The sequence below is a fragment of the Shouchella miscanthi genome, assembly GCF_007725405.1.
Taxonomy (GTDB): domain Bacteria; phylum Bacillota; class Bacilli; order Bacillales; family Bacillaceae_D; genus Shouchella; species Shouchella hunanensis.
On the sequence record NZ_CP042163.1, the window covers coordinates 3,603,977 to 3,617,705 of the forward strand.

Consider the following 13,729-nt stretch of genomic DNA (forward strand, 5'->3'; position numbering starts at 1 on the left):
TACAGTGTGAAAGGAATCTGGTTTTTACTTTTATTAGTGGGGCTTGTTGGTTGTTCAGATAGCAAATTGTCTGGAGTATCATTGCCAGAGGAACAGCCGGAGGATTTCAACTTTCGTCTAGCCTATGGAGTGAGTCCTCAAACGTTTAATGAAATCAATACCATTGATGGAACCTATACTAAAGATTTAGTTACGGCAGGAACAGAAACAGCTTCTTTCTTATGGACAGAAGAAGAGGTTGCTTTTTTTTATCAACAATTTAAACAGCTCGACATATTTGATCTTCCAAGACAAAGTGAAAAAGCTTCCTCCCCTTGTAGCGTACCGTATCAATCTTATGAGCTATACTTGGTAGCAGATGAAGAAGAATACACCCTTTCTTGGGATAGTAGCTGCTCAAATAAGGCGCTAGAGGAATGGGAAGCGTTTATGCATGCGGTTGGTGACGACATCATTTATCCAAGCGAAGCTTACCAGTCCTTACCCGAAGCAGTTGGAGGCTATGATTAAAAAAAGCACTTTCTTTACAGAAAGTGCTAACGTCTTAATCGGTTTTCGTCTTCTTCGCGCCAATCACACAACCGCTTTACTCGATTCCTTAAGTGTCGATATTCTCTGTAACGCTCTCGTTTTGTTTTTCGTTCCATAATCGATTACTCCTCTGCTTGGTTTTTGTAGTATTGCTTTTCTTTCTTTGCACTACTAAACGTCTTTTGCGTTGGATAATGCGCTTTTGAAAACGAACCACCACTAACATCTTTAACCGTATGAACGACGGTAAAGGCGTTCTCGTCTACATCTCGGATCAGTTTTTTCAAATAAAAAAGCTGTTGTTTAGGCACGGAAACATAGATTAAATGCTCATCCATTCCGTTTTCATCATTCTTCCCCTGCAAAATAGTCGTATGAGCTCCTAAATTGGTACGAACGCTTTTGGCCACTGCTTCATATGAACTAGAGAAGATATGCACGACTTTCTTAGACTCAAAGCCTTCTAATACATAGTCCGTTACCTTCTTACCAATAAACAAAGCCACTACCGTGTACAACGTTTGAACTGGGCCGATAACAAAAATACCCCCTACCACAATCGCTGCATCTAGTACAAAATTAGTCCCCGTTAATTCCCAACCAAATTTATGGTTTACCATTCGAGCAATCGTAGAAGAACCACCTGTGGTGCTACCTGAGCGAAAAACAAAGCCAAATCCGACTCCGGTAAATACGCCAGTGTAAAGTGCAGCAAGAAGAGGATCATGAACGGGTCCACTTCTATCTTCAAGAAGAAACAAAAACAATGAAAAAAGTGGGATCGTCAAAATGGATTTTACAATCATTGTTCGTGGTAAATACCGGTAGCCGATAAGTAAAATTAAGCCATTTGCAAGCAGTGTGACAAGTGAAGGAGACCATCCCATACCGTAATAAAGTAAAAGCGCGAGTCCTGGAATACCACCTTCTGCTAATCCATTTGGCATCGCAAAAATAGCGACTGAAAAAGCAAAGAAAAATGTTCCGAGAATCATAAATCCATATTCTTTCATACGCCACTTCCTCTCTCTATCTAGTGAGTGTGCGCTGTGAAACACATACTATATTGCTCCATCTATCTCGTTATAGCTCCATTACCCGTTTCAACAAAAAATAGTCCCTTTATTGACAACAAAAAAGAGATGCGCTATCGCACATCTCTTTATTTCTGAAACCATCAATGCTGGCTTTCTGTTGTTGATTTTATCGGAACACCATCTTTATAATACAATTCTGGTGAAAGGATTAGAAAATAAATATGAACCGTTTCAAACCCTTCCTCACGTAAAAGCGCAGATAAGTTGTTGGCTATCTGATCATGAACCGATTGAGCTCTGGAAAACATTCGAATTTCTATTGTAAGAGGAACATTTAAAATGGGTTCTAACGTGCTCCTCTCAATTTTCACTTTTTCTTTTGAAATATGGACAATTTCCGAGAATACATCAATAACCGTCGGTGCAAGCGTTTGTAGTCGCTCGGATGAAAAACCTGTAAAGCGTAAATATGGCAACCCCATCACGTCTTTTCTTCTAGTTTCTACTAGATAAGTGTACTTGTCTCGTTTTGAAAATGCAACGAAAGTCCGTAGAAAAAGACGTCCAGTCATACGCACGTCTGAAAAAGCTACAAAACACAACGAGCGAACCGCACTCAAGGGGGAAGTGCGGTTCAGTGTGTATATATTCATCAAGGAAGGGGGAGAAACAAATCTTAGGCATGCCTATGATTCGTTGTCCTTTTTATAGCCGCTTTCCCTACTTGTTAAACCTGCTTTTTATAAAAAAGCGCCCCCTTTTTTATGTAAAAATGTGTAAAGTGAGTCAATACGAAAGTGTCTACTAGCGCTGAGACAATTGTCTCTCCTTTTTTTACAGCGCATACTGACAACAACATGAAAGTCATTTAGAGAAGTGATAACAGCTTGTCTGCTTGAAGGAAACTTGATATGTTAAGAGAAAAATAGATTGGATTTGTAGAATGACGATAAATGAGTGGATTATGATAATCCTTGCCTTTTTCATTGCACTCGGAGCAATTGATTGGTGTTTAGGTAATCGGTTTGGATTAGGTACTGAATTTCAACATGGCATTATGAGCATGGGTCAGGTTGCACTAGCCATGATTGGTATTATTACTATCGCACCAATTGCTGCACAGTGGCTAACGCCTCTTATCACACCATTGTATCTAGCAGTCGGTGCAGATCCCGCATCATTTGCGAATACCATTCTTGCACTCGATATGGGTGGTTATGCACTCGCACAGGAAATGGGTATTAATGCGGATGCGGCGCGTTTTTCATGGGTCTTTTTAGGAACGATGCTCGGTCCAACAATCGTGTTTACGATTCCAATTGCATTGCGAATGGTCGAATCAAACGATCAACCTGCACTTGCAAAAGGCATGCTAATTGGATTAAGCACTGTTCCTCTCGGTTGTTTTATCGGAGGGTTGTCTGCAGGGATGGCCCCTTGGATGATGCTGCAAAATCTGCTTATTCCTACGGTTTTTGCGTGCATTGTCATGTTTGCATTACGCTTTTATCCAGAGACCTCTATTACACTGTTTCTATTATTTGGAAAAGGAATTCAAATCGTAGGTGTGCTCGGATTAGCCATTGCCGCCATCTCTCACCTTACTGGATACGAATTTCATTCCAAGCTTGCTCCGTTCGAAGAAGGTCTCTTTATTGTCGGAACAATTGCCGTTGTTCTTGCAGGGGCATTTCCTCTTGTCGCTTTTTTAAAACAGGTGTGTCAGCCTCTATTTGCCCGTGTGGGAAAACAATTTGCAATTGAAGGGGCTGCCATTACGGCAATTATCACTTCATTAGCACACGCTATACCTGCTTTTAGCTTATTAAAAGACATGTCTGTAAGAAGTAAAGTTGTTGCAACATCTTTTATGGTATCCGGCGCGTTTGTTTTAGGGGGACATCTCGGCTTTACCGCCAGTGTTGATCAAAGCATGGTTGTCCCGATGATGATTGGAAAACTAATTGGTGGAGGGAGTGCCGTCTTCATTGCACTTATGGTTGAACGCAATGACACACTCTAAAACCGAAACCATAGGAAGCCTTCTTTCGTTTCAATGTCTAGTATGATCACACTGAATACATGCAATCTGTTCATCGAATTACACTGACGTCTATATGGAAAAGCATCAATAGCGGTCGATTTTGAATGAATCGACCGCTTTTCTTGTGGCGTTTATGTTAGACTTCCTTTCTCCTCTTTGACATTTTAGTAGAATCGGTTATAGTAATACACGCAAACGATTAGGTGATCGCATAGAAAAGGACTTGATCTGAATGAAACGTGTAAGTATTAAAGATGTAGCCAAAGAGGCATCTGTTTCCACTGCAACTGTTTCCCATGTATTAAACGGTACTCGTTTCGTTGCTGAATCTACGACCATTCGTGTTAAACAAGCAATGAAAAAGCTTGGCTATACACCAAATTTCGCAGCAAAAACATTACGAAGTCAAAAAACGTCTACCATCGGCATCGTCCTCCCAGATATAGGAAATCACTTTTTCACTTCCATTGTTAAAGAAATAGAATTAGTTCTAGGTGAACAACAGTATCAATTATTGGTCGGCAATACAAATGAACAGGTCGAAACAGAACGCAAGAAAATTCAAGCGTTTATTTCCCAGCAAGTTTCAGGACTCATTATTGCATCAAGCGCAAAGGATTATAGCGAGATTGCCTGCGATATTCCAGATGATTTACCTAGTGTTTTTATTGACCGTCTGCCAGAGGAAACCAATCGAAGTTCCATCGTTGTCGACAACGAAAAAGGAGTTCAAATGGCGATTGAACAATTCATTGAAAGTGGTCACCAGAACATAGGACTTATTACAGGTATTCATTCTTTAAGCACAACAAAAGACCGTATAAAAGGCTACAAATCGGCATTAGCCAAGCATGGCCTTCCGTTTTCAACGAACCTAATTTACAATGGAAACTCTAAATTTGAAAGTGGTTACAAAGGCTGTGAACATTTACTAGGCACAACCAAGTTATCAGCACTTTTTGTCGCAAATAATTTAATGAGTGTTGGCGCGATGACCTATTTAACGGAGCATGGCATAGCCGTTCCAGACGACATCGCTATTATTGGTTTCGACGATTATCGGTGGGCTGACATCACCTCACCACCGTTAACAGTTATTAAACAACCAGTCGAACAAATTGGAGCGGCAGCGGCAACAGAACTATTAGAACAAATTGAATTGGGACAGTCTAGACAAAAACAGTATCGATTTGAAACAGAGTTAATCCGACGATCCTCTCATTAATTCTTTCTTATTGTGCCTCACCAAGAAGATGGTCCTTAAGATACCCTTCCATTACTCTATCAATCATTGAGTTAATGAACAGATAATCAAACATAAGCAAAAACCCTTCCTTAGCTAGGCTTTAACCAAGTAAGGAGGGGTTCTTTATTCTTCTTCCGAATCATGAAACTGACTTTGCTCTTCATTTGTTTGTGTGTTGCCTGCATTGTGAAAGGCTTCAATTTCACCTTCAGAAACATCACCAACAATCATCATCTGAGTAGGCATCACATGCAGATCCCTTGCAGTAACATGGGTTTGTACTATGTAAATCCCATCTTCACCGAATGCATACGGAGTGGCATAGACACCGTCAGCCTCTAGTTCCCCTTCTATAAGCTGTCCAGCATCTCGCTCTTGGTCTCTCCATACTTCGAAAACCACTTCCTCTGCATCGTTCACATCTTCTTCACCTTGGGTAACGTGTGCACGTAACACTGTTTCAGAGTCAGCAGGAATATGCTCCTCCACTTGGATATCTACATCTACAAGATCTGGTACATCCCACTCTTCCTGTTCACCTTGCATACAGCCACTAAGTGCTATTAAAACAAGTATTCCCCCTACTAATAGCGGTTTCACCTTCACTCTGATCTTCCTTTCTAATCAGACCTCTTACATTTAGTTTACAAGAAAAGTGTGTGCTCTGCATGAAGTTTCCCCATATTCTTTCCTCAAGATTACATTGTCGCACCACCCGATCTCTAACCAAAGCTATTAAGCACCTGCAACCTCCCTCAACACCCGTCAAACTAGGCCCTTTTTTCGTAATGAATGAGAGTTGTCTTTTTTAGAAAGAAAAATTATTTTTTCCTACAAAAAAGTTTTGTTCACTAAGGGCTGATCACCTCTATGATCGTTTAGAACCTTTGATACAAAGGCGTTTTCCCATGTGCAACTTTATTCCGATAAGGCAAGAACTTTAGTATAGCCAAAAAAGATTTCTGTAGACCCACATGGAACCTGCTTGCTATAGTCATACTATTGCTTTATAGGAGGGCACGTAATGGAGGAAAGATACAAGGAATTAAAGCAGGGAGAACGAGGTGCTCAAGTCAGCTTAGTGGCTTATATCATTCTCGCTATTTTAAAATTAACGGTTGGGATTTACGCTGGTTCGGTTGCTTTACGTGCAGATGGTCTAAATAACGTGACCGATGTCGTTGTTGCCATTGCCGTCTTAATAGGACTTAGAGTTTCGCAAAAGCCGCCAGATAAGGATCATCCCTATGGCCACTGGAAAGCAGAAACAGTTGCTTCTCTCGTCGCATCCTTCATCATTATGGTCGTTGGGATTCAAGTAATCATTGACGCCATTACATCTGTTTTCACAGGTACATCTGAACCTCCAAACATCATTGCGGCTTGGGTTGGCGCCTTTGGATTTGTTGTTATGTTTGCCGTCTATCTCTATACAAAAAAATTGGCAAAACGCATTAATAGTCACGCCGTCGAATCTGTTTCTAAAGATAATTTATCAGATGCCCTCGTTAGCGCAGGCGCAACACTAGGCATCATCGGCTCCCAATTTGGTTTACCATGGCTCGATCCGTTACTTGCTTTCGTTGTCGGTGTTATCATCTGTCACACCGCCTGGGGTATCTTCTCAAAATCTTCTCTATCCCTTACCGATGGCGTTGACGATAAAACGTTAGATGATATAAAAGAGACAGCTCTTGCTGTTGCAAAAGTAAATTACGTGACCGATGTAAAAGCACGCTACTATGGAAGTAATTTAATTGTCGATTTAGTTATTCAGCTTGATCACTCGCTTTCCTTCACGGAGGCCCACGATGTATCGACCATTGTAGAAGATCAAATTACAGAAAAACATCGCACGATTGATGTTCATGTACACGTTGAACCTGAAGGAAAAACCAATCACGAATAAATAGGAAAAGCGGATGACAGCTTGTCACCCGCTTTTTTCCTCTAGATTCAATCTCCCGACACCCTTCTTCAGTAGAGTTTACCTACTGTTGCACAACCCAATTAAATGGATCGGGGAGTTTGGTCCAATCTTGTTGATACTCTTCTTCTGTTAAAAGACACGCCTCTAACTCGTTTATAATGTCTTCTTTATTCATTCCCATTCCAATAAGGACCATTTTTGTATGGCGATCGCCGAATGTTGCATCCCAGTCTTTTGCCACTTCTCGATTCACTGCTAAAATTTGTTGTTGCTGCTCTTTAGGTAAAGCAGCTACCCAATACGTTACAGGTTCAATTGATACAGACGAACCAGCTTGTGAAAATAATAAGGCATAGTCATTTCTTGTTGCACACCAGACAATGCCTTTTGCACGAACAACTGATTGTGGCATAGACTCGCACCACTTATCCAATCGCTCTGCGTGAAACGGTCGTTTGCTTTCAAACACAAAGGAAGAAATTCCATACTCCTCCGTCTCAGGGGTATGATTTTCTGGGCCAAGCTCTAATTCTTTTAACCAACCAGCCGACTCACTCGCTTTGTCAAAGTCGAATAAACCTGTATTCAAAATCTCATTAATCGGAACCTCAGCTCGAGTCGAACGTAAAAGCTTTGCATCCGGTTGTAGCTTTTTAAGAACCTGTTCTAGTTGCAAGAGCTGCTCTTCTGAAACAAGGTCACATTTGTTAAGAACGAGCACATCACAGAATTCAATCTGATCAATAAGTAAGTCGGCAACTTCCCGGTAATCCTCTTCGCCTACTTCTTGTTTCCGTTCGATCAACGACTCACCTGATTCAAAGTCATGCCAGAAGCGATTTGCATCGACAACGGTAACCATGGTATCTAACGTACAAAAACGACTAAGGTCTATTCCTAACTCTTCGTCAACGTAACTAAATGTATGTGCAACTGGTATCGGTTCACTAATTCCTGAGGATTCAATTACGATATAGTCAATGTCTCCTTGCTTAGAAAGACGCTCAACTTCTACTAATAGATCCTCACGTAATGTACAACAGATGCATCCATTAGATAATTCTACGAGCTTCTCGTCTGTTCTTGAGAATCCCCCTTGCTTTTCCACGAGTTCAGAATCAATATTTACTTCACTCATATCGTTCACGATAACAGCTACCTTTAAGCCATCTCGATTATGTAGGACATGATTTAATAAAGTGGTTTTACCTGAACCAAGGTAACCACTTAACACTGTCACTGGTATTTTTTTCATCATTAGCATCTCCTCATCTCAAATCGTAATGATTACGATTTATAATACAGTAGTTACCTATCGTTGACAACCCTTTTTTACTAAAACAATTCTTGTAATTCCTTCATAGCTGTAATAGAATGTGTAACAAGCATGAAAGAGTTTCATGCAAGATAAGTCGAGCAGAGTTTAGTGAGTAGAGCAGAGATGAGTAGAGCAAACGATTATAAAAGGGCATTGCCCTATTTATTTGCTGATGCTTTCTCTGTATACAAACGTATACAAAGGAGGTTTTTTAGTGTGAGTATTCTATCCACATTGAAAACAAATGAAAAAACAAAACATTATCTTACAGACGGACAAATCCTCGTTACAAGGAAGATTGAAACCGTCTCCCCAACGAAAATTGACTCAGACATCTTGCCACAAATTGACGCTGTAAAAGGCGCTGTTTTTTCAAGTAGCTTTGAATTTACAGGGCGTTATTCAAGATGGGATGTTGCCTTTTTACGTCCCCCCCTTGAAATAAGCTTTTCAAATAACCGTTATTCCATTAACGCCCTTAATGAACGAGGCAAATTTCTATTAGAACTGGTGCGTACTCATTTTTTGAACAGTCGTTTTGATTTTATTCGTGGCTTTGACGACCAACAAACGAGTTTACATGGAACGATTCCAGCTACATCCGCTATTCAAAATGAGGAAGACCGCACCAAACAACCTTCCATCTTTCAAATCATTCGAGAACTGAAACAACTTTTTGCATCCGATGAAGATCAATTCTTCGGTTTATATGGCGCATTCGGGTTTGACCTTATTTATCAATTTGAACAGCTTGCGAAAGAAAAAAAACGCCCAGACGATCAAAAGGATCTCGTTCTCTATTTACCTGATGAATTAACCATTGTAGACCATCATTTATCGATCGCCTATACCCTTTCTTATGACGTTCAGGTCAATAACGAATCGACGAATCACTTGGAAAGAACGGGTCAGTGTATCCCCTATGAACGAGGAACCATCTCCCGGGAAACGCCCTACAAAAAAGGCTATTACGCTGATCTTGTTAAGAAAGCTATCCCTTCATTTCACGCAGGCGACTTATTTGAAGTAGTACCAACCCAAGTACTTGAAAAATCACTTGTCTTAACACCTTCAGAAGTATTTCAACAGCTACGTGATATTAACCCGAGTCCGTATGGCTTTATTATTAATCTTGGTGAAGAGTATCTCGTTGGGGCCTCACCTGAAATGTTTGTACGAGTGCAAGGGCAACAGGTAGAAACCTGTCCAATATCTGGCACCATTCGTCGTGGTAAAGACCCACTCGAAGACGCACAAAATATAAAAAAACTACTAAACTCTAAAAAAGACGAAACTGAACTAACGATGTGTACAGACGTTGACCGGAATGATAAGGCACGTATTTGCTTGCCAGGCTCTATAGAAGTAATCGGACGCAGACAAGTAGAAACGTATGCGCGACTCTTTCATACAGTCGATCACATTATTGGTGAAATGCGTGACGAATATGACGCCTTGGATGCGTTTATGACACACATGTGGGCTGTTACCGTTACAGGAGCACCAAAAATTGAGGCATTACGCTGGATTGAGAAAAACGAAGAGACTCCGCGAGGTTGGTATGGAGGTGCGGTTGGCTGGTTCGCCTTTAACGGTGACTTAAATACAGGCTTAACCTTACGAACTACAGCGATTAAAAACAATACTGCAACGTTACGAGTAGGTGCAACACTCTTGCATACATCTGATCCAGAAGACGAAGAGGAAGAAACACTGGTGAAAGTTTCTGCTCTGGCGGAAGCTGTATCCCCACAAAGCCATGAGCCAAGAACACCACATGTGTTTCAGCAATCCGGTAAAGGCAAAAGCGTCCTTATCATTGATCATGAGGATTCGTTTGTTCATACCCTCGGCAGTTATTTCAAACAAACAGGTGCGACCGTTTCGACAACACGATCCGTTCATGCACGAGATTTTCTCAATCGGGACTCCTATGATTTAGTCGTTCTTTCTCCCGGTCCAGGCACACCTAAACGATTCGGACTATCAGACACCATTTCTCTTTGTGTAGAAAAAGACATTCCGATTTTCGGTGTTTGTTTAGGCTTTCAAGGTATCGTTGAACATTTTAAAGGTGAGCTCGGTCTACTTGATACGCCATGCCACGGAGAACAATCAGACGTCTTTGTTCAACATGGAGATGGACTCTTTCGCAATGTCGCAAAACAAATTAGCGTCGGGCGCTATCATTCCATTTACGCAAAAACGTTGCCAGACTGCTTACGCTTAGAGGCGACAACAGCTGACCATATCCCAATGGCCGTTCAGCATAAGCATTTACCAATCGCAGGCGTTCAATTTCATCCTGAATCCATTTTAAGCAAATCTGGAGAGGTTGGCTTGCAGCTTATTCAAAACGTCATGGCAAAATTATGCGTGTAACAAAGAGGCCGATGAATTATCGGCCTCTTTGTTTAGCTTCTGTTCCTAGAGCCAACCGTGTCACCGTCTTTCGAAACTTAGAAAGCGTGTGCCTTGAAATGTCAGCGTTCCAACGTCTCTCTCAGCAAGCAATCCATACTGACTACTCGTTATAGAAAACTCTAACCGGTCCCCACCCTCAAATTGGAAGGTGGCATAATAAAAAGTGGAAGCATGGTATGAGGAATGCTCATGATGATGAGACGTTCCCTGACGAACGTCGGATCGCTTTGATGTGACAATTGCGTCTACTCGTAACTTAGGAGATTGATTGTTTGTGTTCCATTCTTTTAACCCTCTAACGCCCACACTAATAAAAATAACTAGAACAATCGCAAAAATACTAAAAAACACCACTGGAAATAGTGAGAAAAACCAGTCCCCTCCGGTTTCAAAACTATCATACATGTACATCCCCCCATCATTACGTATCATACGATATTTGACACACAATCGGTTCAAACTAAACAATGGCATCAAAAAAAGTGCCGCAGAAGCACTTCGCTTTTTTAATTCAGCTTTTTCTTAATCAAGCTTGCGCTAGTAAAAAAAACAAACGCCAGTATTCCTAAAAGGACTTCCAACAAGATCATTCTTTCCGTATTAAAAAGAAAGGAGGAAAAAATTAATAGAAGCACAATACTACTAGCGAAAACGAGTCCACTTAAAATAACCGAAACAGTAGACTTATCCTTCATCCTACCTCTCCCCTTTTTGACAAATGTAAGTACGTTTCTTTCATCATAGCACAACACACTTAGTCCTTTTTATGCACATCTATGTCTTGATCCAATATTTCCGTACATACTGCACCCCACTCTAGGCACATGCATATGCTACAGCAACAACTTTATTGTAGAAAGGACTCTGATGAAGGGTGTTGACGCTTCCACATTGGCTTTATCTCTTTGGCATGTTACTCATTATCGGCACCATGCTCGTTCGAAAAAATGTCGTTGTCCCTGCCATTATTATGACGTTTCTACTAGGGGTCGCCTATACAGGTGCTATCACCACCGGTGTCCAAACGGTTTTCTCAGCTAGCCTTATTGCGGCAGGTGAGCTATTCAGTATTTTTCTCATCATTGCCGTCATGTCTGCTCTTTTACAAGGACTTGAAGCCATCGGTGCGAACAAACAAATGATCCAACCGATTGGAAAGATCATGATTAACGGTCATATCTCGTATCTTATTATTATACTCGTTACGTATATCATTTCACTATTCTTTTGGCCAACGCCAGCTGTTCCTAAAGTAGCAGAAGGGACATAAATGGTAACAAAGTGATAGACCTAGACAGCTTTTTAGATTATAAAGGAATGTAAAATATATGACCCTTTATTTTGAACTTTGTATTAGCATCAGCATAAAGAAATAAAAAAACCTATTAAAAAATAATCTAGTTTTTTAAATTTTAAGCTTAGAATTATCTAACAAAATAAAATGGCAACTGAAGAAAGGATGATTTACATTAAAAACGATCCGCTTTACCTAACCATTGGTAATACAAAAATTAAGATAATTCCTCCAACAGATCCAGAAGTTATAAAGAGAGCTCATGAAGACTTCCATCGAGTTAGCTGGGAAGTTTGGAGAAGCTTCACACCTGAAGAACAAATCAAAATCAATGCCAAATATGGAGAAAAGAAAACATAGAACCTTAATTGGTTCTTTTTCTAGTTGTATACGAATGTTTATCAAGTAAACAGCTCAAAAAAGATATTAAGACTAATTTGCTCTTTTACATGGGTAGACTGACTGCACGAATGTCCTTTTGATGACAATACTTAGCCAATAATATTACTGAAAATTTTATCGATTTATGCAATAATATAGATATATTATTGTGGTGGTGTTTAATTGAAAAAACCAGAGGTATTTTGGGAAGAGAAAAGTATTTTATTAAAGGATGATTATCTAAACAGTGTTCCTTCTGTGGAAAAAGCTTTAGAATACGCATTAGACATTAGGAAAATTGAAATTGAGTTGTATTGGAAAAGAGCGACTTATTTTTGGGCATTTTTGGCGGTAGCAATTGGTGGCTACTCAGCTATTACCATAGCTAACGGTCCTCTGAACCACCTTTACTTATTTATAGTGAGCTGTGTAGGATTAACATTTGCTTTAAGTTGGTGGAAAGTGAATGAAGGAAGTAAGATTTGGCAGGACAATTGGGAAAAGCAAGTAGATCTTTTGGAAAATGAAGTAATTGGACCTCTTTATAAAACTCTTATAATTAAAAAAGACACTAAAAAGTTTTATTCAGTTTCAAAAATTAATCTAAATCTAAGCAAATATATCTTTTTAATATGGCTTTTAATTGCCGGTTTTCACGGTTATTTTTTTCTAAAGGATAAATTAAGTGGTATGCAATTAATTTGGTTAATAATACCTATAATAATTATCTTTATGTATTTTTTAAAAGATATATTTTACTTTGCAAAAACCTTTAATGAAAAAATTAAAGTATTTTGTAAAGTCCTTAAAGAAATAGGTTTAAAATTTAAGAATAAGGAAAAACCTAAGCGCTATTATTTAAAACAGTTTTTAAAAATGATTTTAAAAATGTTAAATACAGAAAGATTTTTAGTTACTGCATTATCTCTTTTTGGAATTATATTCTTTATCTACTACATTCGGTCAGGCGTACAATCAAACGATTATTCGGTTTTAGGTTTCTATATTTTTGGTCTAATTAGCCTTTACTACTGTTTTAAGATTTTATTTTTATCAGTCAATAGCTCTTATAGGTTTATTGAAGAAAAAGAAAATGAAAGCAGGAAGAATGAGGAAAAGACTGTAGACTGGAATCAAAGTACATCAGAAGACTATGTGATTTACGAAAGAAAAATAGCCCCTAATCAACAAGAACTTACAAGCTCAAACGCCAAAAATTTTGTTAAGAACCAAGCAACCGAGGAAGATATAGTTGAATTTGAAAAGCTACTTGATGATCGCAGACAACATCTATCTGAACAAAAATAAAGTCTTCAATGAAGACGGCGTTTTGTGAAGCAATCTATAGGGTACTTAATGACTAATTACATATGATGTTCCCCTGCCACCCCAAGCAGGATCATGTAATTGTCCCTTGGCTTAATAAAGCCCCCTAAGACCTCGCTGAGAAGCGGGGTTTTTAATATTACACTAAAATTGCCCTTATTAAGAAATAAGAGCAATTTTAGTGTAATAAACCTTAAT

The 13,729-nt window shown here is 39.5% G+C and carries 14 protein-coding genes; 8 read left to right on the forward strand and 6 right to left on the reverse strand.

The features are described 5' to 3' along the window. Positions 1–6 precede the first annotated feature (6 nt). Positions 7–510 carry a hypothetical protein gene (locus FPV17_RS18450; RefSeq protein ID WP_144559870.1) on the forward strand — a complete coding sequence of 168 codons (504 nt, stop codon included), beginning with the start codon at positions 7–9 and terminating at the stop codon, positions 508–510. Positions 511–653: 143 nt separating this feature from the next. Here FPV17_RS18450 and FPV17_RS18455 read toward each other — a convergent pair whose 3' ends face one another. Both FPV17_RS18455 and FPV17_RS18460 read right to left on the reverse strand, forming a co-directional pair. After that, positions 654–1,544: a YitT family protein gene (locus FPV17_RS18455; protein ID WP_035394987.1), complete on the reverse strand. Its 891-nt coding sequence runs from the start codon at positions 1,542–1,544 to the stop codon at positions 654–656. 164 nt (positions 1,545–1,708) lie between these two features. Then, positions 1,709–2,050: a DUF1904 family protein gene (locus FPV17_RS18460; protein ID WP_052007954.1), complete on the reverse strand. Its 342-nt coding sequence runs from the start codon at positions 2,048–2,050 to the stop codon at positions 1,709–1,711. Between the two features lie 461 nt (positions 2,051–2,511). On the opposite strand from FPV17_RS18460, the gene FPV17_RS18465 reads away from it, so the two are divergent. Both FPV17_RS18465 and FPV17_RS18470 read left to right on the forward strand, forming a co-directional pair. Continuing rightward, on the forward strand, positions 2,512–3,591 hold the full coding sequence (locus tag FPV17_RS18465; protein ID WP_144559872.1) for an ethanolamine utilization protein EutH: 1,080 nt from the start codon (positions 2,512–2,514) through the stop codon (positions 3,589–3,591). Between the two features lie 253 nt (positions 3,592–3,844). Continuing rightward, a complete protein-coding gene (locus tag FPV17_RS18470) occupies positions 3,845–4,837 on the forward strand; it encodes a LacI family DNA-binding transcriptional regulator (RefSeq protein ID WP_035394983.1) in 993 nt (330 codons plus the stop codon). A 144-nt stretch (positions 4,838–4,981) separates the two neighbouring features. Here the strand turns inward: FPV17_RS18470 and FPV17_RS18475 are convergent, their stop codons facing one another. Then, positions 4,982–5,464 carry a FixH family protein gene (locus tag FPV17_RS18475; protein ID WP_144559874.1) on the reverse strand — a complete coding sequence of 161 codons (483 nt, stop codon included), beginning with the start codon at positions 5,462–5,464 and terminating at the stop codon, positions 4,982–4,984. A gap of 418 nt (positions 5,465–5,882) precedes the next feature. Between FPV17_RS18475 and FPV17_RS18480 the strand changes: the two genes are divergently transcribed. After that, a complete protein-coding gene (locus FPV17_RS18480) occupies positions 5,883–6,767 on the forward strand; it encodes a cation diffusion facilitator family transporter (protein WP_144559876.1) in 885 nt (294 codons plus the stop codon). A gap of 82 nt (positions 6,768–6,849) precedes the next feature. On the opposite strand, the gene FPV17_RS18485 is transcribed toward FPV17_RS18480, so the two are convergent. Continuing rightward, entirely contained in the window at positions 6,850–8,043 is a 1,194-nt protein-coding gene (locus tag FPV17_RS18485) for a GTP-binding protein (RefSeq protein ID WP_186370806.1), read from the reverse strand. Between the two features lie 279 nt (positions 8,044–8,322). Here FPV17_RS18485 and FPV17_RS18490 point away from each other — a divergent pair, with 279 nt between their 5' ends. Next, positions 8,323–10,488, forward strand: a complete 2,166-nt coding sequence (locus FPV17_RS18490) for an anthranilate synthase component I (RefSeq protein ID WP_210244246.1) — start codon at positions 8,323–8,325, stop codon at positions 10,486–10,488. A gap of 60 nt (positions 10,489–10,548) precedes the next feature. Here the strand turns inward: FPV17_RS18490 and FPV17_RS18495 are convergent, their stop codons facing one another. Together FPV17_RS18495 and FPV17_RS18500 are read right to left on the reverse strand one after the other, a co-directional pair. Further along, positions 10,549–10,935, reverse strand: a complete 387-nt coding sequence (locus FPV17_RS18495) for a DUF2500 domain-containing protein (protein ID WP_210244247.1) — start codon at positions 10,933–10,935, stop codon at positions 10,549–10,551. A 101-nt stretch (positions 10,936–11,036) separates the two neighbouring features. Then, on the reverse strand, positions 11,037–11,225 hold the full coding sequence (locus FPV17_RS18500; protein WP_144559884.1) for a hypothetical protein: 189 nt from the start codon (positions 11,223–11,225) through the stop codon (positions 11,037–11,039). Positions 11,226–11,404: 179 nt separating this feature from the next. Between FPV17_RS18500 and FPV17_RS18505 the strand changes: the two genes are divergently transcribed. From FPV17_RS18505 to FPV17_RS18515, 3 genes are all read left to right on the forward strand, one after another. Beyond that, complete coding sequence (locus FPV17_RS18505; RefSeq protein WP_186370654.1) at positions 11,405–11,800, forward strand: hypothetical protein; 396 nt, start codon at positions 11,405–11,407, stop codon at positions 11,798–11,800. Between the two features lie 171 nt (positions 11,801–11,971). Next, the gene (locus FPV17_RS18510) at positions 11,972–12,184 is read left to right on the forward strand and encodes a hypothetical protein (RefSeq protein ID WP_144559886.1); all 213 of its coding nucleotides are present in this window, start codon (positions 11,972–11,974) and stop codon (positions 12,182–12,184) included. 204 nt (positions 12,185–12,388) lie between these two features. Further along, on the forward strand, positions 12,389–13,513 hold the full coding sequence (locus FPV17_RS18515; RefSeq protein WP_144559887.1) for a RipA family octameric membrane protein: 1,125 nt from the start codon (positions 12,389–12,391) through the stop codon (positions 13,511–13,513). Positions 13,514–13,729 lie beyond the last annotated feature (216 nt).